The sequence below is a fragment of the Streptomyces sp. SX-6 genome (assembly GCF_059089585.1).
Genome location: NZ_JBTHHU010000007.1, coordinates 163,598 through 186,684, shown reverse-complemented (window position 1 = coordinate 186,684; position 23,087 = coordinate 163,598). Strand labels below are relative to the sequence as shown.

At 72.1% G+C, this 23,087-nt stretch carries 17 protein-coding genes; 6 read left to right on the top strand and 11 right to left on the bottom strand.

Annotated features, from left to right (window positions below; all coding sequences use genetic code 11):
• Positions 1–30: 30 nt before the first annotated feature.
• Positions 31–2,391 (bottom strand): thiamine pyrophosphate-dependent enzyme, encoded by a 2,361-nt coding sequence (locus ACV530_RS11165; RefSeq protein WP_494332195.1) that lies wholly within the window; start codon positions 2,389–2,391, stop codon positions 31–33.
• A 500-nt stretch (positions 2,392–2,891) separates the two neighbouring features.
• Here ACV530_RS11165 and ACV530_RS11160 point away from each other — a divergent pair, with 500 nt between their 5' ends.
• Positions 2,892–3,956: a saccharopine dehydrogenase NADP-binding domain-containing protein gene (locus ACV530_RS11160; protein ID WP_494332194.1), complete on the top strand. Its 1,065-nt coding sequence runs from the start codon at positions 2,892–2,894 to the stop codon at positions 3,954–3,956.
• A gap of 17 nt (positions 3,957–3,973) precedes the next feature.
• Here the strand turns inward: ACV530_RS11160 and ACV530_RS11155 are convergent, their stop codons facing one another.
• Entirely contained in the window at positions 3,974–6,181 is a 2,208-nt protein-coding gene (locus ACV530_RS11155) for an MMPL family transporter (protein ID WP_494332193.1), read from the bottom strand.
• A 112-nt stretch (positions 6,182–6,293) separates the two neighbouring features.
• On the opposite strand from ACV530_RS11155, the gene ACV530_RS11150 reads away from it, so the two are divergent.
• Together ACV530_RS11150 and ACV530_RS11145 are read left to right on the top strand one after the other, a co-directional pair.
• Positions 6,294–6,887 (top strand): TetR/AcrR family transcriptional regulator, encoded by a 594-nt coding sequence (locus ACV530_RS11150; RefSeq protein WP_494332192.1) that lies wholly within the window; start codon positions 6,294–6,296, stop codon positions 6,885–6,887.
• A gap of 253 nt (positions 6,888–7,140) precedes the next feature.
• A complete protein-coding gene (locus ACV530_RS11145) occupies positions 7,141–9,114 on the top strand; it encodes an APC family permease (RefSeq protein ID WP_494332191.1) in 1,974 nt (657 codons plus the stop codon).
• Positions 9,115–9,206: 92 nt separating this feature from the next.
• Here ACV530_RS11145 and ACV530_RS11140 read toward each other — a convergent pair whose 3' ends face one another.
• On the bottom strand, positions 9,207–10,472 hold the full coding sequence (locus ACV530_RS11140) for an alpha/beta fold hydrolase (RefSeq protein WP_494332190.1): 1,266 nt from the start codon (positions 10,470–10,472) through the stop codon (positions 9,207–9,209).
• 89 nt (positions 10,473–10,561) lie between these two features.
• Between ACV530_RS11140 and ACV530_RS11135 the strand changes: the two genes are divergently transcribed.
• Complete coding sequence (locus ACV530_RS11135; RefSeq protein WP_494332189.1) at positions 10,562–11,233, top strand: GntR family transcriptional regulator; 672 nt, start codon at positions 10,562–10,564, stop codon at positions 11,231–11,233.
• Here ACV530_RS11135 and ACV530_RS11130 read toward each other — a convergent pair.
• The 7 genes from ACV530_RS11130 to ACV530_RS11100 are packed head-to-tail and all read right to left on the bottom strand — an operon-like array spanning position 11,223 to position 18,839.
• Positions 11,223–12,590 (bottom strand): aldehyde dehydrogenase family protein, encoded by a 1,368-nt coding sequence (locus ACV530_RS11130; RefSeq protein WP_494332188.1) that lies wholly within the window; start codon positions 12,588–12,590, stop codon positions 11,223–11,225. The two genes, ACV530_RS11135 and ACV530_RS11130, sit on opposite strands and share 11 nt — an antisense overlap.
• A complete protein-coding gene (locus ACV530_RS11125) occupies positions 12,587–13,591 on the bottom strand; it encodes a proline racemase family protein (protein WP_494332187.1) in 1,005 nt (334 codons plus the stop codon). The genes ACV530_RS11130 and ACV530_RS11125 overlap by 4 nt, the downstream gene beginning before the upstream one ends.
• A 25-nt stretch (positions 13,592–13,616) precedes the next feature.
• Complete coding sequence (locus ACV530_RS11120) at positions 13,617–14,504, bottom strand: dihydrodipicolinate synthase family protein (protein ID WP_494332186.1); 888 nt, start codon at positions 14,502–14,504, stop codon at positions 13,617–13,619.
• 34 nt (positions 14,505–14,538) lie between these two features.
• Positions 14,539–15,960, bottom strand: a complete 1,422-nt coding sequence (locus ACV530_RS11115) for an FAD-dependent oxidoreductase (protein WP_494332185.1) — start codon at positions 15,958–15,960, stop codon at positions 14,539–14,541.
• Positions 15,941–16,255: a (2Fe-2S)-binding protein gene (locus tag ACV530_RS11110; RefSeq protein ID WP_494332184.1), complete on the bottom strand. Its 315-nt coding sequence runs from the start codon at positions 16,253–16,255 to the stop codon at positions 15,941–15,943. The genes ACV530_RS11115 and ACV530_RS11110 overlap by 20 nt, the downstream gene beginning before the upstream one ends.
• Positions 16,256–16,295: 40 nt before the next feature.
• Positions 16,296–17,492, bottom strand: a complete 1,197-nt coding sequence (locus ACV530_RS11105; RefSeq protein ID WP_494332183.1) for an NAD(P)/FAD-dependent oxidoreductase — start codon at positions 17,490–17,492, stop codon at positions 16,296–16,298.
• A gap of 60 nt (positions 17,493–17,552) precedes the next feature.
• Positions 17,553–18,839, bottom strand: a complete 1,287-nt coding sequence (locus ACV530_RS11100; protein WP_494332301.1) for an aminopeptidase P family protein — start codon at positions 18,837–18,839, stop codon at positions 17,553–17,555.
• A gap of 168 nt (positions 18,840–19,007) precedes the next feature.
• Here ACV530_RS11100 and ACV530_RS11095 point away from each other — a divergent pair, with 168 nt between their 5' ends.
• Positions 19,008–19,967: a LysR family transcriptional regulator gene (locus ACV530_RS11095; protein ID WP_494332182.1), complete on the top strand. Its 960-nt coding sequence runs from the start codon at positions 19,008–19,010 to the stop codon at positions 19,965–19,967.
• 134 nt (positions 19,968–20,101) lie between these two features.
• Complete coding sequence (locus tag ACV530_RS11090; protein WP_494332181.1) at positions 20,102–20,605, top strand: ricin-type beta-trefoil lectin domain protein; 504 nt, start codon at positions 20,102–20,104, stop codon at positions 20,603–20,605.
• A gap of 66 nt (positions 20,606–20,671) precedes the next feature.
• Here the strand turns inward: ACV530_RS11090 and ACV530_RS11085 are convergent, their stop codons facing one another.
• A complete protein-coding gene (locus ACV530_RS11085; protein WP_494332180.1) occupies positions 20,672–22,600 on the bottom strand; it encodes a trypsin-like serine peptidase in 1,929 nt (642 codons plus the stop codon).
• Between the last annotated feature and the right edge of the window lie 487 nt (positions 22,601–23,087).

Here is a 23,087-nt window from a genome sequence, read left to right as displayed (position 1 = left end):
GGTGGCTCCAGTTCGGGCGGGCGCCGCGGGTCAGCGGGCCGCGCGGGCCAGTTCGAAGGTGAGCTCGGGGAGTTCGTCGCGCTGCCAGCCGAGGGAGGACAGCAGACTGAGGCCGTCGCCCTCGTTGTTGTGGGAGAGCATCACCGAGCAGATGGTGAGGGTGCCCGGTTCGCGCAGCCAGCCGCGCAGGTCGGCCTCGGCCGCGTCGTGGACGTGCCGGTGGCGGACGGTGAGGTCGCCGTAGGAGCGGGTCCACTCCGGTTCCAGCAGGTGCAGCACCTGGGTCTGCCGGCTGGCCTCGGCCCCGGCCCGGCCCTCGTGGTAGGTGCGGATGACGGAGTGGCCGCCGTCGATGAGCCGGAAGACGGTGACGTTGCGGCGCAGCGGCCGGCCGTGGAGCGCGGCCTGCTGGACGAGGGTGGGCAGGATGTCGGGGACGAGCGCGGTGGCGCCGTCGCCGATGAAGGCGAGGACGTTGTCGTCGCGGGTGAGGGCGATCGCGGGGATCGCCTGGAGGGCGTCGCCCATGAGCGCGCGCCCGTACCAGCCGGAGAAACCGGGGCCGGTCCTGGGCAGGTTGCGGATGGCGGAGAGGCCGCCGCGGCCGACGTCGAACACGCCGGTGTAGGTGTAGCCGGTGGTGGTGATGAGGTCCTCGAGCACGCGCTGGAGCCGCCCGTAGAAGTAGTTGGCGCTCATCGGCAGCACGGGCAGGGTGTGCAGGACGTCGGAGGTGCTCTCCCGGGTGAGGGCGATGGCCGCCCGGCGTGCGGCGAGCAGGTCCGGGTCGACGTCGAGCCGCTCGCGCACGGCGGTGAGGAAGGAACGCGCGTCGGCGTGCACGGGGTGGTCGGTGAACGGGGCGAGGTGCTCCCGTTCACGGGTGACCTGGACGACGCGCAGTTTGCGGGCGAGCGCGCGGGGTGCGAAGGGGGTCGCGGCCTCGGTGATGCGGCTCTTGAGGAAGAACAGGGCCTGTTCGGAGCGGGGCCGCAGCCTGCCGTCGTGGTGCAGGAAGTCGTGGACGCGCGAGGAGAAGGCGTACATGCCGAGGGTGCCCAGGTATTCCTCGACCACCGCGCCCTTGCGGTACTTGGCGACGCTGCCGGGCCGGGTCAGGGAGTCGGCCAGGCCGATGCCGGCCCGGGCGGCGATGTCGTGGACGAGCCCGGACTCGCCCTCGTCGAGCGCGCCGCACTGCCACAGCAGCCTGTCCGACTGGGAGTTGACGAGCCGGAGAACGGGTTCCAGGTCGCTCTCGGTGACCTGGAGCGCGGCCCGGCGGCGCGGGCCGTCGGGCAACGGGCCGATGTCGCCCGCCGCTTCGAGCACGGCGGGGGTGGCGAGGAGGACGACGGGGCCGTGCCCCGCCTCGTAGGCGGTGTACGCCTGCGCGAGGTGATCGGGCAGACGGGCGGGGTCGTCGAGGTAGAGGTGGGGAACGCCCTTGGCGGCCAGGACGGCGCGGGCGTCCTCGGCGGCGTGCACGGTGCCCTGGAAGGGGAACCAGGCGCCGGGTGCGGTGTCGGCGCAGAGGATGAAGCCGCGTGCGCGGGCGTCGCGCAGGTTGGCCAGGGTGCCGCGGAACTCGTCGATCATGCCGCTGGTGACGACGATGAGGAAAGGCGCCCCGTCGAGCTGCCAGCGGGCCAACGCACCGCAGGCGAGGCCGTGTTCGCTGGGGCCGCGCAGCACGGGGTTGCCGGTGGCGGTGGCGAGCCGGTCGAGGTCGGCGATGGTGCCGGAGACGACCGAGCCGGTGTAGTAGTGCAGTCCCCAGGTGCGGGAGCGGCGGGAGAGGAAGCCGTGCAGGGCGGTCGCGAGCACGGAGGGTCCGGTCCTGGTCGCGGCGTACAGCGCGGAGGCGGCCAGGCCCACCTGGACGTGGTCGGTGAACGCGCAGATGACGTCGGCCGAGAGCACCCAGGGGTGTTGGGGCATGCGGCGCAGGACGTAGGGGCGGGCCACATGGGCCCGGACGGTGTCCGCGCTGTCGCCGGACGGGCCGTAGACGAGGGTGCCGTGGGTGGGGAGCGTGACGGGCAGATGGCCGGGGAGTTCGCCGGCCAGCGCGCCGAGGGCGTCGGTGACGGAGTGGTCGAAGGGTTCGGTGCTCAGCCCCGCCCCCTCGGCGTCGACGAGCAGCAGGGCGAGGGAGTCCTCGCCGGGGGCGGGGGGCAGGGCGGCGAGGGCGCGGGCGGCGTCGGCGGTGGTGTCGGCGGTGACCAGGCAGATCTCGGCGTCCGGCAGGGCGCGGTCCAGAAAGCGCCGGGATTTCGCCACGGTGTCGCGGTGCGGGCGGGCGGTCGCGCGGGCGGCCGGTTTTCCGGCGCCGGTTCCGGTGAGGCGGCGGCCCGAGCCGGCGGTCAGCTCGGCGAATGCTCCGGCCACGGCCGCATGAAAGGCGGGGTTTTTACCTACGGAAAGAATCAGGAAACGTTTTCCTAATTCTCCCGGGGAGTTGGAGAGCACGGCTTGGTTCTCCGTTCGGTGGGCACGGCGACTGTCGTGCGAAGTCTCCTGTGACGCGCACGGAAACGATACGGAGGCCCGGGGAAACAGCGCAGGGCACATGGTGCAGTAACCCGCCCCACTACAGGTCAACGCGATGGTTCGGCACTCCGGCCGCGACTGCGGCCCGGCCGTGGTAGGTAGCTGTCCCCCGTCGGACAATTCCGGTGCAGGATCCCAGGGTTGCTTGCTCCAGTCATCATTAATGATTCACATTCCCCGGGTCAAGGAGCGCCGGGAGTCGATCAGGTGGCAAGCGTCACGCAACCGTTGCGGCGGTGGAACGCGTCCTCCAATTGCCCTGCCGCACCGGGCGTTATGTTTCCTGGAATTTACACGTCCGGTTGCCTGGATTCCTTCTGCATTGATTTCATGTGGCCATGACAAAACCAGAAGTTGGCGACACCGGACGGGTGTTGGTCATCGGCGGTTACGGCGCGGTGGGGCAGGTGACGGCCCGTTCTCTGGCCGAGCGGCTGCCGGGCCGGGTGGTCGTCGCGGGGCGGGACGCGGACCGCGCGGCACGCTGCGCCGCCGACAGCGGGGGGATCCTGCGCCCGGCCCGGGTCGATCTCGCCGACCCCTCCTCGGTGGAACGCGCCCTCGACGGCGTGTCGCTCGTCGTCCTCACGGTCGAGCCCCGAGAACCGTCCGGCCACCCGGCAAGACTCCTCTTCGAGCGGGGCATCGGCCTCGTGGACGTCACGGCAACACACCGGCTCATCACGGCAGTTGAGGATCTCGACGACCTCGCCCGGGCCCGCGGGGCGAGAGCGGTGCTCAGCGTCGGGGTCGCCCCCGGTCTGACCAACCTGCTGGCCCGCCGGGTCCGCGACGACCTCGGCGGCGCCGACCGGATCGAGCTGTCCGTCCTCATCGGCGCCGGCGAGGCACACGGCGCGGACGCGCTCCGCTGGACAGTGGGCCAACTCTCGGAGAACAACCGGGAGTTCGCCCACCGCCTGCGCACCGCCATGGCCCCGTCGGGCCGGCCGCGCACCCTGCACGCCTTCCCGTTCTCGGACCAGTACGCCCTGCGCCGCACCCTCGGCGTCCCCGAGGTGACCACCCGCTTCGCCCTGGACTCGGGGCCGCTCACCGGGCTGCTCTTCGCTCTGCGGCGCGCGGGCGTCTTCCGGGCGGTGCGGGCCGTACGGGCCGAGGGCGCGCTCACCTCGGCGGTCGGGAAGGTGCACCTCGGCGGCGACGGATTCGCCGTACGGGCCGATGCGTACCGTCAAGGGCGAAGCGCCGCACGGGCGTTGACCGGGCGTTCGCAGAGCCGGGTCACGGGGCTGGTGGCGGCGCGGGTGGCGGAGCGGGTGCTCGCGGGCGGTCTGCCGGCCGGGGTGCACCACATCGAGCAGCAGGCCGCGCTCGCCACGGTGCCGGAGGAGCTCGCCGGGCAGGGCCTGCGTGCCTGGCGGATCGCTCCCCGGCGGTGACGGTCGACAGGGTCCGGTCACCGCTCGGCCCCGTGGTGCTCCGCCGTTGGCGCCGCGGCCGCGGCTGTCCGCCCGTCTCCATCGGCGGCGAGGCGGGCGGACAGCCGCGCACCCTCCATGTCGGCCTGCGGGACGACGCGTTCGAGCGCGCGCGGGAACCACCACGCGGCCCGGCCGAGGAGCGCCATCACGGCGGGGACCAGGGCCATGCGCACCACGAACGCGTCGATGACCACGCCCACCGCGAGGGCGAAGCCGATGGGCTGGACGATCGGGTCGTGGCCGAAGGCGAAGCTGCCGAAGACGGAGATCATGATCAGGGCCGCGGCGGTCACGACCCGGGCCCCGGCGCCGAAGCCCGCGATCACCGCGGCGCGGGGCTCCGCGCCGTGGGCGCGTTCCTCCTTCATCCGGGAGACGAGGAACAGCTCGTAGTCCATGGCCAGTCCGAAGAGGACTGCGATGAGCAGGATCGGCAGGAAGGCGACCACGGGCCCCGTCCTCGGCACCGGGATCACGTCGCGGAGCCAGCCCCACTGGTAGACGGCGACGACGGCCCCGAGGGAGGCGGTGACGCTGAGCAGGAAACCGGCGACGGCCTTGAGCGGCACCAGCAGCGAGCGGAAGGCGAGGGTGAGCAGGAGGAGCGAGATGCCGGCGATCACCAGGAGGAACGGTGGGAGCGCGGCGCCGAGCTTGTCCGACACGTCGATGTTGCCGGCGGTGGTGCCGGTGACCCTGACGTCCGCTCCGGATGCCCGTAGTTGGGGGCGCAGGTCGCGGATGGCGGAGACGAGGTCGTGGGTGGTCCGCGAGTCGGGCCCGCCCTTGGGGACGACGGCGATCGCGGCGAGCCTGCCGCCGCGGTCGGAGGAGGGCGGCAACAGCGTCGCGACGCCGGGCAGTTGTGACAGCCGCCCGGCCACCTGCTGGACGGCCTGGTCGGGCCGGGCCGCCCGGGCCGTGTCCACCACGGTGACCAGCGGGCCGTTGAAGCCGGGCCCGAACCCCTCGCTCACGAGGTCGTACGCCGCGCGGGCGGAGGTGTCCGCCGGGTACGAGCCGCCACCGGGCAGGCCGAGCCGCAGGTCCTTCGCCGGCACGGCCACCGCCCCGGCGACCGCCAGGCACACCAGCAGCACGGCCACCGGCCGCCGCACGACGAACCGACCCCAGCGCTCGCCCGTGTCGGCCCGCCGGACACCCCCTAGCCCTGGCACGCGCAGCCGCTCGACCGAGCGGCCCGCGAAGCCGAGCAGGGCGGGCAGCAGGGTGACCGCGACGAGCATGGCGACGACCACGGCCCCGGCGGCGGACAGCCCCATCACGGTCAGGAACGGCACTCCGGCGACGGCCAGTCCGGCCAGCGCCACCACGACGGTGGCCCCCGCGAAGACCACGGCGCTGCCCGCCGTGCCGCCCGCCCGTGCGACGGCTTCCCCGGGCTCCAGCCCCTCGGCGAGGTACTGCCGGTGCCGGGAGACGATGAACAGGGCGTAGTCGATGCCGACGGCCATACCGATCATCAGCGCCAGCACCGGCGCGGTGGAGATGATCTCGAACGGGCCGGTCAGCGCGAGCAGTCCGGCCATGCCGACGCCGACGCCGACCGCCGCGCCGGCCATGGGCAGTCCGGCGGCGACGAGCGAACCGAAGGTGACCAGCAGCACCAGCACGGCGACGCCCACGCCGATGATCTCCCCGCCCTCGACCCGCACGCCCGGGGTGTACGCGTCGCCCCCGAACTCGACCCGCAGGCCTGCCGCGCGGGCGGGGGCAGCGGCCCTGCGGACCGCGTCGCGCGGCCCGGCCTCCAGCGCGTCCGGCTTCGCGGCGAACACGACGTGGGCGAAGGCGATCCGCCCGTCGGGCGACACGGCCTTCGCGGCGAACGGCTCCTGGACCGCGACGACACCCCGGACCCGGCCGATGGCCGCCGAAGCGTCCTCAATCGCCTTGCGGTTGACGGGCGTTGCGACGGTCCCGCCCTTGTGCGCCGCGAAGACGACCTGGGCGGAGGCGTTGGCGTACTCCGGCAGGCTTCGCGCGATCCGGTCCGCCGCGCTCTGGGCCTCGGTGCCCGGCACGCGGAACTGCTCGCTCGTCCTCCCCGAGAACGTCGCCGCCAGTCCGCCGAGCCCGATCAACAGCACCAGCCAGAGCGCCAGTACGGCCGTGCGGCGCCGGTGGCACCACCGGGCCAGCCTGTAGAGGAACGTCGCCATGAGGGCCCCTCCCGTCCGGGCTTCCACGATACGCAGAACTTTGTCAGTCGACCAAGTCACTTGACGGAATTGGCTGGTGAACATCCCGGGTCGCAGTGGTTACGCTGGCCGCATGCCCCACGTCCCCGCCGCCGAGCGGCGCCCGCAACTCGTCCGCGCTGCCATCGACCTGATGGCCCGCGAAGGAGTCGACGCCGGAAGCACCCGTGCCATCGCCGCCGAACTTGGCGTGGCCCAGGCCACGGTGCACTACACCTTCGGTTCCAAGCGCGATCTGTACCGCGCCGTCACCGAGCAGCTGACCGTCGAACTGGTCGGGCTGGTCCGGCAGGCGGCGTCCGCCGGCGGGGGGTTCGAGCAGTCGCTGCGGCTGATGGCCGGGGCGCTGTGGCAGGCGCTGCGTGATCAGCCGGGCCGCTATCTGCTGTTCATCGAACTCACCACACACGCCCTGCGCAACCCGGAGCTGCACGAGGTGCTGAGGGCCCATCTGGGCGAGCTGGAGGAGACGGCCGCCAGGATGATCGCCGACGTGGCCGACCGGTCCGAACAGCCCCTGACCGCCGACCCGTTGTCGGTGGCGCGCTTCTTCCTGTCGGGCTTCGACGGCCTCGCGCTGCGCTACCTGGTCGTCGAGGACGACGCGTCCGCCGTCGGCATGGAGCAGCTGGTGACGGCGACGCTGGCCCTCCTGGGGGCGGACTGACCCGTTCCGCCGCATGACCGGCTTGCGACGATCATGCACCAGTAATCCTTTTGCCCCTCGGGCCACCCGGTCCCGCTACGGCCCGAAGCGGAGGTCTGCCGCCAGGGGCCCGGCCTGATGATCGCCGAGGCGCTCCTCGCCGCGCTCCTGCGGACCGGCTGGGACACCACCCCCTGCGGGCGGCGTACCAGCACTGGTGGATACTCGCTCCTCGTTGCCCACACGCGTCAATGAATCGGCAAGGAAGAGCTTGATGACTGGCACGCGGGTCGAACCCGCTGATACGGAGCCGCAACAGACCGCCCGCCGCGGGCGGGCCTGGCTCCTCGAGGGACTGAGCGAACAGTCGGCACGGCACCCCGGGCCGCACGGCACGCCGCCGGAGGAGCACAAGGGCCACAGCTGGTGGCGGGTGATGTGCCTGACGGGCGTGGACTACTTCTCCACCCTGGGCTACCAGCCGGGCATCGCCGCCCTGGCCGCCGGCCTGCTCTCCCCGCTGGCGACGCTCGTCCTCATCGCGCTGACCCTGCTCGGGGCGCTGCCCGTCTACCGGCGCGTGGCCAAGGAGAGCCCCCACGGCGAAGGTTCGATCGCCATGCTGGAACGACTGCTGCCCTGGTGGGCGGGGAAGCTGTTCGTTCTCGTCCTGCTCGGTTTCGCCGCCACCGACTTCATGATCACGATGACGCTGTCGGCGGCCGACGCCTCCGCGCACGTCGTGGAGAACCCTTTCGCGCCGAGCTGGATGCACAACGGCAACCTGTGGATCACGCTGCTCCTCCTCGCGGGCCTCGGCGCGGTGTTCCTCAAGGGCTTCAAGGAAGCCATCCGTATCGCCGTCGTCCTCGTCGCCGTCTACCTCGTGCTCAACCTGGTCGTGTTGTCGGTCGCCGTCGGCCACGTGGCGGCCCACCCCGGGGTGATCAGTGGCTGGTGGAGCGCCCTGACCATCGAGCACCCCAACCCGCTCGGCATGATCGGCGTGGCACTGCTCGTCTTCCCGCAGCTCGCGCTCGGGATGTCGGGCTTCGAGACGGGCGTCGCCGTCATGCCCCAGATACGCGGCGGTGCCGGCGACACCCACGCCAACCCGGCCGGGCGCATCCGTGACACCCGCAGGCTGCTCACCACCGCCGCCCTGATCATGAGCGGTTTCCTCCTCGTCAGCAGCCTGGCGACCACCGTCCTCATCCCGAAGGCGGAGTTCGAGAAGGGCGGCGAGGCCAACGGCCGCGCGCTCGCCTACCTCGCCCACAACTACCTCGGCGAGGTGTTCGGCACGGTGTACGACGTGTCGACCATCGCCATCCTGTGGTTCGCCGGCGCCTCCGCGCTCGCGGGCCTGCTCAACCTCGTCCCGCGCTACCTCCCGCGCTACGGCATGGCCCCCGAGTGGGCCCGCGCGGTACGCCCCCTGGTCCTGCTCTTCATGGCCATCGCCGTCACCGTCACCGTCCTCTTCGACGCCGACGTCGACGCGCAGGGCGGCGCCTATGCGACCGGCGTGCTGGTGCTGATCCTCTCGGCGTCCTTCGCCGCGACCATCGCCGCCCGCCACCGCGGCCACCGCGCCGCGAGCGTCGGCTTCGGTGTGATCACCGCGGTCTTCGCCTACACCCTCGTCGCCAACGTCATCGAGCGCCCCGACGGCCTGAAGATCGCCTCCCTGTTCATCCTGGCCATCCTGCTCTCCTCCATCGCCTCCCGGGTCCACCGCGCCTTCGAACTGCGCGCCGTGGACGTCACGTTCGACGAGACGGCACGGCGACTGGTCGACGAGGCGGCCGCCGCCGGACCGCTGCGGATCGTCGCCAACGAGCCGGACGAGCGGGACGAGGCCGAGTACCGGGCGAAGGAGTACAGCCAGCGCGAGGAGACCCACATCCCCGACGGCTCGCCCGTGCTCTTCCTCGAGGTCATGGTCCGGGACTCCTCCGACTTCACCTCCGACCTCGAGGTCACGGGCGAGGAGTGCCACGGCGCCCGCATCCTGCGCGTCGAGGGCCCGGTCGTGGCCAACACCATCGCCGCCGTCCTGATGGAACTGCGCGCGTGCACGGACATGGTCCCGCACGCGTACTTCAACTGGACCGAGGGCCATCCGCTCGGCCACCTGCTGCGCTTCCTGGTCTTCGGCGACGGCGAGGTCGCGCCGGTCACCCGCGAGGTGCTGCGCCGCGCGGAGCCGGACCTCTCCCGGCGCCCCCGCATCCACGTGGGCTGACGCCCGGCCCCTCATTCCCCCACCCGGCCCGCCCGGCACTCCCCCACCCCCACCCGGCCCGGCCGCTGACGCACAGCGGCCGGGCCGCTGGATTATGCGCGGCCGGCGGCCAGGTCCATCAAGCGGCCGAGTACGCGGCCGTCCGAAGCGGCGAGGCCGTCGTGCTCCCACTCGTTGGTGACCCAGACACGGGTGGCGCCGACCTCGCGTGCGGTGCGCAGGGAGAGCTCCGCGTCGACGTAGATGTCGTCGTGGTACACGACCGCGGCGAGCGGGACCTTGTTGGCGGCCAGGCGCCGCAGGTCGTACAGGGACGGCCAGTCGGTACGTGCGGCCAGGAGCTCGGCGGCGTCCGCGAAGGGACGCAGGCCCGCGATCTCTTGGAACATCCAGGGCAGCACCATCTCGCCGGTGAGCAGAAGAGGGCCGGCCTCCTCGGCGAACTCGGGACGGCCGGCGAGCGCCCGCGAGGCCGCCCAACCGGTCGGGCCCGCACCCTGTCCGTACAGCGACTCCTGCAGGACGGCGTAGAGCGGGTTGTCGGTGAAGCCGGTCATCGAGGCGACCTGGTGAAGGAAGGTATCGCTCAACTCGCCATCGGCATCGAGGGCTTCGTCGAGCAGCCAGTGCAGCCGCTCGAACCCGTCCCCCATGCCGAGCACGATCCCGAGGGAGCGCAGACGGCGGACGGTGAGCCGGTCGCCGTCCGGCAGCCGGACGTCGCCCGCGGCGAGCAGGTCCGCGATCGTACGCAGGCGGGTGGCGTCGTCGGGGTAGCGGGCGTAGAAGTCGAGGACGCGGTCCCGTACGCGCGGACAGGTGCGGTCGTACACGTCGTCGGCGGTGGCGGTGAGCCCTGGCAGCCCGCCGGTCACATAGCAGGCCCGCAGTCCCTCGGGGGCCTGGGACAGATACGTGAGCGTGATGAAGCCGCCGTAGCTCTGGCCGAGCGTCTCCCAGGGGGTGTCACCGCACAGGCGCCGGCGGATCAGCTCCGCGTCGGCGACGATCGAGTCGGCGCGAAAGTGGCCCAGATACGCCGCGAGTTCCTCCGCCGAGCCGAACCGGGAGGCGGCCCGCGCGGTGACCGGGGTGGAGCGCCCGGTGCCGCGCTGGTCGAGCAGCAGCACCCGGTGCGTCTCGAGCGCCTTCGGCAGCCATCCCGGCGAACCGGCCGACGGGCGGGGCGACTTGCAGCCCGGGCCGCCCTGAAGGAAGAGCAGCCAGGGCAGTTCCTCACCCTCGCGGGCCGGGTCGACGACCTCACGAGCGAACACCTCGATGGAGGGACCGCCCGAAGCCGAGTGGTCCAGAGGAACGGTGAAGACGTGGTCGGTGGTGGCGTACGCAGGGTTCATGACTGCCTCTCGCGGCCGGTAAGCGACGGAATAAGGTGTGACATTGCATGTAGAGTAATGATCCGCTCCGGCCCGAAGGGATTCCCGCCATGGGGCACTTGCAGCACCGCGATCTGAACGCCAACCGGGAACGGCTGCGCGACCAGGTCGGCCACGCCCTGCGGGCCGCCCTGATCTCCGGCGAACTGCGCCCCGGCCACGTCTACTCGGCGCCGGGCCTCGCCGAGGACTTCGGGATCTCGGCGACTCCCGTGCGCGAGGCGATGCTCGACCTGGCCCGGGAAGGCCTGGTCGAGCCGGTCCGCAACAAGGGTTTCCGGGTCACCGAGGTCAACGAGCGTGATCTCGACCAGTACACCGAGATCCGCGCCCTGATCGAGATACCGACGGTCGTCCTGGTCACCCGCACCGCCGGCCGCGAGCAGCTGGAGGCGCTGCGCCCCGTGGCCGAGGAGATCGTACGAGCCGCACGGGACCACGACCTCATCGGCTACCTGGAGGCCGACCGGCAGTTCCACCTCTCCCTGCTGGCCCTCTCCGGCAACGAGCGGCTCGTCGAGACCGTCGGCGACCTGCGCAAGCGCTCGCGCCTGTACGGGCTCACCGCACTGGACGAGCGCGGCGAGCTGCTCCCGTCGGCCGAGGAGCACCTGGAGCTCCTCGACCTGATGCTGGCGGGCGACGCCAAGGGGGCGGAGCAGTGCATGTCCCGCCACCTGGGCAAGGTCCGCTCCCTGTGGGCCACCTCGGTCAAGCGGTAGCGCCGGCCGGCGACAGGGTGTACGTACGGCTCGAGGTGTAGAACTCCAGAGCGGCACGGCCCTGTTCGCGGGGGCCGTGGCCGGAGGCCTTCGTGCCGCCGAACGGCAGGTGGAAGTCGACGCCTGTGGTCGGCGCGTTGATGCGGATCATGCCGGTGTCCAGGTGGTCGAGCCCGTGCAGCACCGTGTCCAGGTCCGTGGTGTGGACCGAGGTGACCAGGCCGTACGGAACGGAGTTGGTGATCCGCACCGCGTGGGCCAGGTCGTCGGCGGGCAGCAGGGCGGCGACGGGGCCGAAGACTTCCTCGCGCAGCAACCGGTGGCTCTCGGGCACCTTCTCCACCAGGGCCGGGGCCGTGTACCAGCCAGGTCCGTCCGGCGCGGAGCCCGCGGCCAGGATGCTCAGCCCGTGGCAGGCCTCCTCGGCCCGGGTGCGGGCGGCTTCGCCGATGAGCGGCCCGCACACGGTCGTTACGGAGGCCGGGTCGCCGACCGGGACGGCGCGCAGGGCTTCGGCGAGTGCGTCGCGCAGCGGGGCGAGGGCCGTGCCGACCGCGATGACGCGGCTGGTGGCGGTGCACTTCTGACCCGCGTACCCGGCGATCGCGGCGGCGATATGGGCCGCGGCCTGCGCGATGTCGGCGTCCGGCAGGACGATCGCGGCGTTGAGGCCGCCCATCTCGGCCTGCACCGGCACGCCCCGGGCCGTCGCGCGCGCCGCCACGGCCTGGCCGGCGGCCGTCGAGCCGGTGAAGGAGACGACGTCGGCGGCCGACACCAGCACTGTGCCCTCGGCGGCCCCACCGGGCACGACGGTGAACGCGGCTTCGGGCACGGCCTGTTGGACGATCTCGGCCAGGCGCAGGGCGCAGGCGGTGGCCTCGGGGGCGGGTTTGAGGACGACCGTGTTGCCCGCGGCGAGTGCGGGTGCAGCTTTCCAGCTGGGGATGGCGAAGGGGAAGTTCCACGGGGTGATCAGTCCGGCGACGCCGTACGGGCGGCGGCGGGTCAGGAGCAGGCCGGGGCCCGCGGCGGTCTCATGGACGGCGCCGGTGGGTTCGTAGGGGGCCTGGGCGTAGTAGCGCCAGATCGCGGCGGTGCGTACGACCTCGGCGCGGGCCTCGGCGAGCGGTTTGCCCGCCTCGCGCACGGCCAGCGCGGCCAGTTCGTCGGCGACGGTCTCGATGCCGTCGGCGATCGTGGTGAGTGCGGCCGAGCGGGCGGCGGCTCCGACGGGCCGGGCCGAGCGGGCCCGCTCGACGGCGTCCACGACCGCGCCGGGCCCGGGTGCCGCGAACTCGGCGACCACATCGGCCGGGTCGGCGGGGTTGCGCGAGACGAACACGGTTGTGGTCACAGGAGGAAGCCTCCGGGGAAGGGGTCGTCCGGGTCGAGGAAGTACTGGGCGGTGCCGGTGATCCAGGCGCGTCCGGTGACGGTGGGGATCACGGCGGGCAGCCCGCCGACCGTGGTCTCCTCGGTCAGGCGGCCGGTGAACTCGGTGCCTATAAACGACTCGTTGACGAAGTCGCGGCCCAGCGGCAGCAGGCCGCGAGCGTGCAGCTGGGCCATGCGGGCCGAGGTACCGGTGCCGCACGGGGAGCGGTCGAACCAGCCGGGGTGGATGGCCATGGCATGCCGTGAGCGGTGTGCGTCCGAGCCGGGGGCGGCCAGGTAGACGTGTTTCACTCCGGCGATCGCGGGCTGCTCGGGGTGGACGGGCCGGTCCGGCGATGCGTTGATCGCGTCCATGACGGCGAGCCCGGCGGCCAGCAGGTCGTCCTTGCGGGAGCGGTCGAACGGCAGGCCCAGCGCGTCGAGTTCGACGAAGGCGTAGAAGTTCCCGCCGAAGGCGAGGTCGTACGTCACCGTCCCGTACCCGGGCACCTCCGCCTTGCGGTCGAGCCCGACGCAGAACGCGGGCACGTTGGTGAGCGTGACCGATCTCGCCGCGCCGTCGCGTACGTGCACGTCGACGCTCACCAGTCCGGCCGGGGTGTCGAGGCGTACCTTCGTCACCGGTTCGGTCACCTGCACCATGCCCGTCTCGACGAGGACGGTGGCGACGCCGATGGTGCCGTGCCCGCACATCGGGAGCACTCCGGAGACCTCTATATAGAGGACGCCGACGTCGGCGTCGGGCCGAGTGGGCGGCTGGAGGATCGCGCCGCTCATGGCGGTGTGGCCGCGCGGTTCGTACATCAGGAGCGTGCGGAGGTGGTCCAGGTGCTCGATGAAGTGCAGCCGCCGTTCGGCCATGGTGGTGCCGGGGATCGTCCCGACACCTGCCGTGATCACGCGCGTGGGCATGCCCTCGGTGTGCGAGTCGACGGCGTGGAAGACATGACGCGTCCGCATGAACTTCCCTTCAGCGGTAGTCGTTTCAGCGGTGGTCGTTGGCGAGGGCCTTGCCGGTGGCGGCCCGTATCGCCGCTTCGGCTTCGCCGGTGAGGGGGAAGCGCGGCGGGCGGGTGGGACCGCCGTGGCGTCCGGCGATGTCCATGGACAGCTTGATGGCCTGCACGAACTCGGTCTTCGAGTCCCAGCGCAGCAGTGGGTGCAGGGAGGTGTAGAGCGGGAGTGCCGTGGTGAGGTCGCCCGCGACGGCCGCGCGGTACAGCTCGGCGCACGTGGCGGGGAAGGCGTTGGGGTAGCCGGCGACCCAGCCGACCGCGCCGGCCACGGCGAGTTCCAGAAGGACGTCGTCGGCGCCGATCAACAGGTCCAGTCCCGGGGCGAGTTCGGCGAGCTCGTACGCTCGGCGGACGTCGCCGCTGAACTCCTTCGCGGCGACGATGCTGCCGCTGTCGTACAGCCGGGCGAGCAGTCCGGGGGTGAGGTCGACCTTGGTGTCGATGGGGTTGTTGTACGCGACGACCGGCAGCCCCGCCGCGGCGACCTCGGCGTAGTGGGCGCGTACGGCGTGCTCGTCGGCGCGGTAGCCGTTGGGGGGCAGCAGCATGACCGAGCCGCAGCCCGCTTCGGCGGCCTGTTCCGCCCAGCGGCGGGACTCGGCGCTGCCGTAGGCGGAGACCCCGGGCATCACCCGCGCACCGTCGCCCGCCGCCTCGACGGCGACCTCGACGACGCGGGCCCGCTCCTCGTCGGTGAGGGTCTGGTATTCGCCGAGCGAGCCGTTGGGCACGACGCCGTCGCAGCCGTTGGCGAGCAGCCAACGGACGTGCGCGGCATAGGCGTCGTAGTCGACGGACAGGTCGTCGCGCAGGGGCAGGGCGGTGGCGACCATGATGCCGCGCCAGGGGTGTGTCATGTCGGCGAGCCTCTCTCTGCGGTGGGGGAAGGGGTCACTGTTCCGGCTCCGGCTCGGCGAGTGCCGAGAGCGGGACCGGTACGGCGAACGGGCGCCGTTCGGCGGGGAGTTCGGGGGTGCCGCCGCGTGCGGCGAGGCAGGCCACGGCGGCTCCGCACATCCGCCCCTGGCACCAGCCCATGCCCGCCCGGGTGAGGAGCTTGACGGTGCGCGCGTCCCGCGCCCCCAGGTCGTCGACCGCTTCGCGGACGCGTCCGGCGGTGACTTCTTCGCAGCGGCACACGTCGGTGTCGTCGGTCAGCCACTGCGGCCATCCCGGGCCGGGGGCGTGGGCGGCGGCCATGGCGTCGGCGAAGGCGCGCATCCCCCTGCGGCGGCTCAGGAGTTCGCGGATCCGGCCGGTGCGGGCACGGGCTCCGCCCAGCCGGGCGGCGACGGCGATGCCCGCCAGCTCGCCCTCGACGCAGGCCAGCCGGACGCCGCCCACTCCCCCGGTCTCACCCGCCGCCCACAGGCCGCGGACCGAGGTCTCCTGGCGGACGTCCAGGGTCAGCGCCACGGTTCCGTCGGCCGTTCTGCGGGTCGCGCAGCCGAGCGCCGTGGCCAGTTCGATCTGCGGGACCAGGCCGTGTCCTACGGCGAGCGCGTCGCAGGCGATCCGGCGGCCCGTCCCCGCCACGGGCCGCCAGTCGCGGTCGAGCCGGGTCACGGTGACGGCCTCCACCCGGTCGGTGCCGTGCACTTGGGTGACCGCACTGCGCTGCCGCAGCCGCAGCAGTGCCGTTCCGTGGACCAGCGCCTCGGCCGCCTTCCGCAGATTGGCCGCGAGGGCCCGGAGGTGGCGGGCGTACGCCACGTACCCGGAGGCCTCGACCACGGCGGGCACCTCGGCGCCGGCCGCGGCGAGTGACGAGGCAACCGCGAGCAGCAGGGGCCCACTGCCTGCCACCACGATCCGCCGCCCCGGCAGCACCAGCCCGGACTTGAGCATGGCCTGCGCTCCCCCGGCACCCACCACGCCGGGCAGGGTCCAGCCGGGGAAGGGGAGTTGACGTTCGTACGCCCCGGTCGCCAGCAGCACCGCGCGGGCCCGTACGCGCACCGGCCGCTCGTCGCAGCCGTCGTCACCGGTGAGGCAGTGCACCGTCCAGGCCGGGGTGTCGTCGGTGACGCTCCACACGTGGTGCCCGGGCAGGTGGGTGACATCGCTCTCCGCCAGCCGCCCTCGCAGGCCGGCGTAGGCGGACCAGTCGTGGTGCAGGGCCTCGGGCCGGGCCGCGCGGGCGGCGGGTGCGGGGTGGCGGTAGAACTGCCCGCCGGTGTGCGCGGCGGCGTCCAACAGGGCGACGCGTAGGCCGAGTCCGGCCGCGGTGACGGCACCGGACAGCCCGGCGGGGCCCGCGCCGACGACCGCCAGGTCGTACGGTTCGGACTCCTCAGATTCCGAGGTCGTCATGGCCGTGCCCCTCCTGGGTGGTGACCGCGTCACCGGGGCGGGCGGGGACGAGGCAGGCCCGGCGGTTGGGACGTCCGTTGACGGTGGCGAGGCAGTCGAAGCACTGGCCGATGCCGCAGAACACCCCGCGCGGGCGGCCCCCGTCACGGGTGGTGCGCCAGGCCAGGATCCCGGCACCCCACAGGGCGGCGGCGACGGTCTGCCCGGGCCGGGCGGTGATGGTACGGCCGTCGAAGGTGATCTGGAACGGCGGACCGGGCTGCGCCCCGACCAGGTCGGCGGGGGTACGGGCCACAGAGGCCTCCTCTCGGACTCTCGGGCATCGGACTCTCGGGCTATCGGACGGGACCGGGACGCGTGGTGGCCGCGAAGCGGCCGGGGCCGAACGGGCCGATGTCCAGCGGTGGTTCGCCGCCGGTCAGGCACCGCGCGACGGCCAGCCCGGTGGCCGGGGCGAGCCCGATGCCCGCGCCCTCGTGGCCGCACGCGTGCAGCAGGCCGGGGACGCGCGGGTCGGGGCCGATCGCGGGCAGGTGGTCCGGCAGGTACGGGCGGAAGCCGGTGTACGTGCGCATCGCCCGCACCGTGGCCAGCACCGGGAACAGCGCGGTGGCCCCGGCCGCCAGGCGCCGCAGGGCCTGGCGCGACAACGTCCGGTCGAAGCCGACGCGTTCACGGCTGGCGCCGATCAGGACCGGGCCCGCCGGGGTGCCCTCGACCACCGCCGAGGTCTGCAGCGCGGCGGACCCGCTGGCCACGTCCGCCACATAGTCGGCCGCGTACACCTTGTGCCGCACCACGCGCGGCAGCGGCTCGGTGACGAGGACGAACCCCCGGCGGGGCAGCACGGGCAGCTCCACGCCCGCGAGCCGGGCGACTTCGCCGCCCCAGGTCCCGGCGGCGTTGACCACGTACGGGGCGTGGATCTCCCCGCACCGCGTCCGGACTCCGCGCAGGGAGCCGTCAGTTGTCGTCAGCAGGCCGGTGACCTCCTCGCCGAGCCGCAGCCGCAACCGTAGCCGCACCCGCGCCCGCATCCGGTCACCGGCCGCGCGCAGCAGGTGCGCGGCGGCGAGGGCGGGCATGACCTGCGCGTCCTGGGGGTAGCGGACGCCGCCCGCCAGGCCCGGGGCGAGGTGGGGCTCCAGCTCCCGGAGCCGGTCCGCCGGAACCTCCTCGGCGGTGACGCCCGAGGTGCGCTGCCGGGCCGCGAAGTCCCGCAACGCGGCCATCCCGGCGTCGTCCGAGGCGACGACGAGACCACCCTTGGGTTCGTACTCGATCCGCGGCGGCAGCACCCCGGCCAGCTCGGTCCACAACCGCGCGGAGCACAGGGCGAGTTCCAGCTCCGGTCCCGGCTCCTTGTCGGAGACGAGGAGGTTGCCTTCACCGGCTCCGGTGGTGCCGCCCGCGACGGAGCCGCGGTCGATCACGGTGACGCGGAGGCCGGCTTCGGCGGCGTAGTAGGCGCATGCGGCGCCGACCACGCCGGCGCCGACGACGATGACGTCCGAGGATTCTCCCGTGGGCACGTCAGTAATATTTCACATTGCACTGCACGCTGCCAAGAGCCCCGCGATCCCCTCCTCGGCCTACCCGCCGAGGAGTTGGCCCATCCACTCCTCGACGGCGTCCGGCGTCCGCGGCAGCCCGCCGGACATCAGCCGGGCGCCCTCCGCCGTGATCACCAGGTCGTCCTCGATGCGCACCCCGATGCCGCGCAGCTCGGGCGGCAGGGTCTCGTCATCGGGCTGGAGGTAGAGGCCGGGCTCGACCGTGAGCACCTGGCCCTCCTCCAGCACCCCGTCCAAGTAGGCCTCGGCGCGCGCCTGGGCGCAGTCGTGGACGTCGAGGCCGAGCATGTGGCCGCTGCTGCACAGCGTGTAGCGCCGGTGGAGATCACCCTCCGCGCTCTCCAGCACGCCCCATTCCGCAAGCCCTTCGGCGATCACCCGCATCCCGGCCCGGTGGAAGTCGCGGAAGCTCGCCCCCGGCTTCAGTGCGGCGATGCCCGCCTCCTGGGCGGCCAGCACGAGTTCGTAGACCTGCCGCTGGACCGACGAGAAACGGCCCGAGAGCGGGAGGGTGCGGGTGATGTCGGCGGTGTAGAGGCTGTCGGTCTCCACGCCCGCGTCCAGCAGCAGCAACTCCCGCGCGTCGAGCGGCCCGTCGTTGCGGATCCAGTGCAGGACGCAGGCGTGGGCGCCGGATGCGGCGATGGTCTCGTAGCCGGTGCCGTTCCCTTCGGCACGGGCGCGCAGGCCGAAGACGCCCTCGATCCAGCGCTCGCCGCGCGGGTGGGCGAGGGCGCGCGGCAGGGCGCGTACGACGTCCTCGAATCCCGTCACGGTGTGGTCGACCGCCAGTTGCAGCTGCTCCACTTCCCAGGCGTCCTTGACCAGCCGCAATTCGCTCAGCGCCGAGGCGAGTTCCGTGTCGGCGGCCGCATCGCGCCCCGGCGGGAGCTCGCCGAGAGCGACACAGCGGATGCCGGTCATCCGCTCGGACTCCGCGAGGTCGGGGCGGCGGCCCACCCAGAACTCGCCGTAGCGGCGGTCCCGGTAGAAGCCCTCGTCCGCGCGCGGCGAGCGGGGCCGTATGTGCAGCACCGCCTCGTGGCCGTGCGGCCCGTCCGGTTCGAGGACGAGCACATGGCCCGCCTGTTCCTCCCCGGCCAGGCCGGTCAGCCAGGTGTAGGCGCTGTGCGGGCGGAATCGGTGGTCGCAGTCGTTAGAGCGCGCCCTCAACTCCCCCGCCGGGACGAGCAGTCGCTCGCCGGGGAACCGCGCGGAGAGCCGGGCCCGGCGGGCCGCGGTGAGGGCGGCGGCGGGCAACCGGATGTCGCCGGCCAGGGGCGAGGCCGCCCAGCCGTCCGCCATGAAGGACGCGAACTCGGGCGAGACGGGCAGGTCATGACTGACGGTACGGATCACTGAACCCCCTCGGGCACGGACGGGCAGTGCAATTTCACATTGCTATGTTACGGGTCACATTCCAGTCGTCCAGGGCCGGGATTAGCACGACGGTGAATGTGGAACCACGCCGACATGGAGCTGGAGCTTCGGCACTTGCGAGTGCTGTGCGCGATCGCCGATGCCGGGAGCGTGGGCCGGGCCGCGTCGGCGCTGGGGTACTCGCAGCCGGCCATGAGCACGCAACTCCGGCGGATCGAGCGGTTCTTCGGTGAGCCGCTCTTCGAGCGCACGATCTCGGGCGTCGAGCCGACGCGGTACGGCGTGGAGGTGGTCGCCCAGGCCCGTGACGTCCTGGCCCGCGCGGCGGCGGTCGGGCGCCGGCCCGTCGAGGGCACGGCGAAGGCGCGCCGGCCGCTGCGCCTGGCCGCGACCAACTCCCCGGTCCTGTCCGGCATGGCCATGCGGCTGCGGACCCTGCTGCCCGATCTCGACCTCACGGTGAGCAGCGTGTACGCCTCGTCGGAGATCGTCGAACTCCTCGAGAACGGCAAGGCGGACGCCGCGATCGCGGCGGACTACCCCGGACAGGAGTTGCGGCACTCGGCCGCCGTGGCGCACCGCGGGATCGTCACCGAGCCGTCCTTCGTCGCCCTGCCCGCGCGCCACCGGCTCAGGCACTGCGTGGAGGTCGCGCTCGCCGATCTGGCCGACGACGCGTGGTTCCTGACCCCCGACGACGGGGCCGGCTGGCCGGGTGTGTTCTACGCGGCCTGCGGGGCCGCCGGCTTCTCGCCGGTGACGGTGCACGAATTCCTGGGCGACCGGCTCCAGTTGCAGCACATGATCGCCGACGGTCTCGGGGTCTCCATCGTGCAGGCGACCCTCCGTCCGGCGCCCGACGTGCTCGTCAAGCCCCTGACCGGTACGCCTCTGTGGTGCCGCTATGTGCTGGCCTGGCGGTGCGAGAGCCTCGTCGGCGAGGTGGTGGACACGCTCTTCGCCTCCGCCACGGCGGCGTACCGCGATCTCATCGCGCAGTCACCGCACTTCCGTGCCTGGGCGTCGCGGACCTGGAGCGTGGCCAGACACTAGACGAGGCGGGCGCCGAGTGGCCTGATCCGGCGCTTGTCGGCGCCTTCGCGCCTGGATACATTCGCCACCGCTCCCCTGTCTGATGCGGGCATGACATTGCCACAGTGTCCATGCCCGGAAACGGAGTACTACACGTGAACAAGACACCGCTTCGGGCTGCCACCCTCGCCCTCATGGCCTGCACCCTCGCGTTCGCGGGATTCACCGGCACCTCCTCGGCGGCAACCCACTCTCCGGCCACGTCGACCGGCGCTTTCGTGCGGATCCAGAACAAGCAGATAGGGAAGTGCTTCAACTACAACGGGACCTCGACATGGCTGGGCTTGATCTGTGACCAACAGCCCTACGAAGTCAACTACTACGACCAGATCGGCTACCGGTACAACGAGACCGGTGTCGCCGGCGCCTGCTTGGGCGCCAACCCCGGTGACAGACGAACTGTCGGCAGCTGGACCTGTGATGACGACTCGTCGCTCTGGTTCGCCGAAATGACGGGCGACGGATACATGGTTCTCAAGAACAGGCGTGCGGTACTCGAGGGCTGGCCCAAGCAGTGTCTCGACATCGGAGACGGCTACGGCGCCGACCTCCACGAATGCCTTGCCGGTGACGACTACCAGCGATGGACGGCTTACTGAGCCTGTTCGCCGGGCGGACGATCCGCACCCTTCGGGTGACGGACCGTCCGCCTCGCAGCGCGGTGGTTACGCGGCGGGAACGAGGTTGACCTCGGTGCCCAGCTGGTTGATGCGGGTGTCCTGGTACATGGTGGTCTCACCGTCGGACCAGCGCACGACGACGTCGTCCGTGCGGCCGTTCTCCGTGAAGTTGCCGGTGGTCATCACCGTGTTGTGGGTGAACAGCGAGTTGGCGTCCTTGATGCGGTTCTCGCCGCCGAGGCCGGACGGGGTGGTGCCGACGTAGTTGTCGAGCTCGCCGTCGGACCACTGGACCATCAGGTCCCACTTGGAGTTGCCGGAGTACTCGCCGCTGGTGAGCAGCGTGGCGTGCTTCCAGGTGTCGTTGGAGTCCTTGAGCTTGTGCTCCTGCCCGAAGGTGCCCGCGCCGACGTTGGTGTAGAGGGTCAGCTCGCCGTCGGACCAGCGCACCATCAGGTCGGTGACGTACTGGTTGGCGTTGAAGCGGCCCGCGGCGATCTGGGTGGCATGCTTCCAGGTCTCGTTGGCGGCGATCATCTGGGTGCCGGACACATTGAGGCCGTTGGAGCCGACGTCGCCGTAGAGGGTGACCTCGCCGTCGGACCAGCGCACCATCAGGTCGAACTGGGAGGAGCCGGTGAAGTCGCCCGCGGTGATGGTCTCGGCGTGGGTCCAGGTGGAGTTGGCCGCCAGCATCTGGCGCTCACCGGTGAAGTGGCCCTTGCCGTCGCTGTAGTACATGGTGACCTCGCCGTCGGTCCACACCACGATCATGTCGCTGTGGCCGTTGCCGTTGAAGTCGCCGGAAGCCATCAGCTTGGCGTGCTTCCAGGTGTCACCGCCGCCCATGGAGTAGGGAAGCGCGGGCTGCTCGTACGAACTGCCGTGGCTGACGTGCTGGTTGGCCTTGGCTTCCTCGTAGAGGCGGAAGAACCAGTCGCCGTGCATGGGGCTGTAGGTCAGCCAGTCGACGTTGGCGTCGTTGCCGCCGCCGTTGTAGCCGCCGACGCTACCGATGATCTCGCCGGTCCCGTTGGTCCAGTCGACCTTGGAGAACCAGGGGCCGCCCGAGACGCCGCCCCACATGCCGCTGCACAGGGCCTGGATCTGGTAGAAGCCGGGCAGGGCCGAGGTCTGGACCGGGCAGCGGACCGCGTGGTCCTCCGGGTTGTGCGACGAGGGGTAGCCGACCATCCAGGCGCTGTTGTTGTAGGCCGGGGTGCGTACCAGGGTGTTGGCGCCCACCACGTCCTGGGCGTTCTTGCCGCTGGGCGAGCGCTCCAGCCTGCCGAAGGAGAAGTCCAGGTCCGACTCCTTGGTCTTGATCTCGTGGCCCTGGGCATACCGGTTGTCCGTGAACCAGTCGCCGACGCGGTAGAACCCGTAGGTCTGCTTGTCCAGCGAGTACTCGGTGCGGTACCAGGGCACGAAGACCGCCTTGCCGCCGGCGCAGTGCCCGGCGGTGAGGACCAGGTTGTGCCCCGGGCTCTCCACCACACTGGCCGTGCACTTGTGGTGCTTCATCTGGCCGGTGTCCGGGTCCCGGTCATAGCTGAAGATGGTGCCCACGGACTTCAGACCGAGGATGTGCTCCGCGGTCGGCATGTCCCCGGCCGCCAGCCCCTTGCCCTTGCCCTTGACCTTGCCCGTGCCCTTGGGCAGGGCCTGCCGCGCCTTGGAATTCGGGGTTGCGGCGGGCTTGGCGGGGTCCACCGCCGAGGCCATGGCCTGGGGGGTCCAGAAGCGGAGGGCGTCCGCGTCCGTCCAGCCGCTCTTGTCGGTCGGCTTGGCGGTGGGCAGGCCCTTGACCGGGGCGGGCACGGGCGTCTTGGTGGCCGGTGCCGTGGTGTGGGTGGCACCCGGTCGGTGCTTGCCCCCGTCGGCGTGGGCGAGACCGGCTCCGCTGGTGAGGAAGACGGCCGTACCAAGCGCCGATACGGCGGCCTGGTGTATTCGTCTGCGTGAGATGCGCAAGGAGAACCTTCTTGCTGATGGGTGGGAAAACGCTCCCGCCGGAGGCGGAACGGGGGCAGCCGGGCAGCGACGACGGGCCGCCGCCCGGGAGTCAGGAGGAGGAAGAGGCGGCGGCGACCGGACCGCCGGTCAGCCGGGACCGCCCGCGGAGGCGGCGTCGCCTGCTCCCGCGCTCAGCGGCAGGACACCTGCGGCAGCGGTCAGGCAATGGCCCCTTCGACGCCAGGGCAGGCGGGCGTACATGTGTGGTGACTCCCCCGTTGAGATTCGGGTGGCTAGTCAGACCACCGCGGCGTGCCGAACGGTAGCGGAAGGCCGCGGCACGCGGCGAGCATGACAAGACGTCAAACCGGAGCACCACGCCCCGCAATTACCGAGCGCAGCCGACGATCCGATCAATTCGGATGAAATGGCTCGGGTATTGACGACGTTGAGTGATCGACGTGAACAAGATCACGACAGATCGAGGTTTACCCGCAGACCATCC

Coding starts and splice junctions, on each gene's coding strand:
- ACV530_RS11160 (WP_494332194.1), top strand. CDS start 2,892: ATGACAAAACCAGAAGTTGGCGACACCGGACGGGTGTTGGTCATCGGC.
- ACV530_RS11155 (WP_494332193.1), bottom strand. CDS start 6,181: ATGGCGACGTTCCTCTACAGGCTGGCCCGGTGGTGCCACCGGCGCCGC.
- ACV530_RS11150 (WP_494332192.1), top strand. CDS start 6,294: ATGCCCCACGTCCCCGCCGCCGAGCGGCGCCCGCAACTCGTCCGCGCT.
- ACV530_RS11145 (WP_494332191.1), top strand. CDS start 7,141: ATGACTGGCACGCGGGTCGAACCCGCTGATACGGAGCCGCAACAGACC.
- ACV530_RS11140 (WP_494332190.1), bottom strand. CDS start 10,472: ATGAACCCTGCGTACGCCACCACCGACCACGTCTTCACCGTTCCTCTG.
- ACV530_RS11135 (WP_494332189.1), top strand. CDS start 10,562: ATGGGGCACTTGCAGCACCGCGATCTGAACGCCAACCGGGAACGGCTG.
- ACV530_RS11125 (WP_494332187.1), bottom strand. CDS start 13,591: ATGCGGACGCGTCATGTCTTCCACGCCGTCGACTCGCACACCGAGGGC.
- ACV530_RS11120 (WP_494332186.1), bottom strand. CDS start 14,504: ATGACACACCCCTGGCGCGGCATCATGGTCGCCACCGCCCTGCCCCTG.
- ACV530_RS11115 (WP_494332185.1), bottom strand. CDS start 15,960: ATGACGACCTCGGAATCTGAGGAGTCCGAACCGTACGACCTGGCGGTC.
- ACV530_RS11100 (WP_494332301.1), bottom strand. CDS start 18,839: ATGGCGGACGGCTGGGCGGCCTCGCCCCTGGCCGGCGACATCCGGTTG.
- ACV530_RS11095 (WP_494332182.1), top strand. CDS start 19,008: ATGGAGCTGGAGCTTCGGCACTTGCGAGTGCTGTGCGCGATCGCCGAT.